We start from the raw sequence: 908 nt of genomic DNA, 5'->3' as shown, positions 1-908 counted from the left end.
CCGCTGCCGGGGTTCCCGGGCTTCCAGTTCCCGCCGCTGAACTTCGGCCTGCCGGGCATCAACATCCCCGGCTTCCCCGGGCTGGTGCTGCCTGACTTCGGCGCAGCCCTCACCGGCGGCCTCAACACCCTGATCAACCTCGGGGCCAACCTGGAACTGCCCCCGCTGCCTGGGTTCCCCGGTTTCCAGTTCCCGCCGCTGAACTTCGGGCTGCCGGGCATCAACATCCCCGGCTTCCCGGGCTTGGTGTTGCCTGACTTCGGTGCCGCGCTGAGTGGTGGCCTGAACACGCTGGTGAACCTGGCCGGCAACCTGGAGTTGCCGCCGCTGCCGGGCTTCCCGGGCTTCCAGTTCCCGCCGCTGAACTTCGGCTTGCCGGGCATCAACATTCCGGGCTTCCCCGGGCTGGTGCTGCCTGACTTCGGCGCCGCCCTGACTGGTGGGCTGAACACGCTGATCAACCTCGGGGCCAACCTGGAGTTGCCGCCGCTGCCGGGCTTCCCGGGCTTCCAGTTCCCGCCGCTGAACTTCGGCCTGCCGGGCATCAACATCCCCGGCTTCCCCGGGCTGGTGCTGCCTGACTTCGGCGCAGCCCTCACCGGCGGCCTCAACACCCTGATCAACCTCGGGGCCAACCTGGAACTGCCCCCGCTGCCTGGGTTCCCCGGTTTCCAGTTCCCGCCGCTGAACTTCGGGCTGCCGGGCATCAACATCCCCGGCTTCCCGGGCTTGGTGTTGCCTGACTTCGGTGCCGCGCTGAGTGGTGGCCTGAACACGCTGGTGAACCTGGCCGGCAACCTGGAGTTGCCGCCGCTGCCGGGCTTCCCGGGCTTCCAGTTCCCGCCGCTGAACTTCGGCTTGCCGGGCATCAACATTCCGGGCTTCCCCGGGCTGGTGCTGCCTGACTT

Annotated in this window: 1 pseudogene; it reads left to right on the top strand. The window is 68.7% G+C overall.

Annotated features, from left to right (window positions below):
- Positions 1–908: pseudogene (locus tag A5636_RS26385) on the top strand (hypothetical protein); the annotation flags it as partial.

This window comes from Mycobacterium asiaticum (genome assembly GCF_001673315.1).
Classification (GTDB): domain Bacteria; phylum Actinomycetota; class Actinomycetes; order Mycobacteriales; family Mycobacteriaceae; genus Mycobacterium; species Mycobacterium asiaticum_B.
The sequence above is the reverse complement of the archived record's forward strand: the minus strand, read 5'-3'. Positions and strand labels throughout refer to the sequence as shown.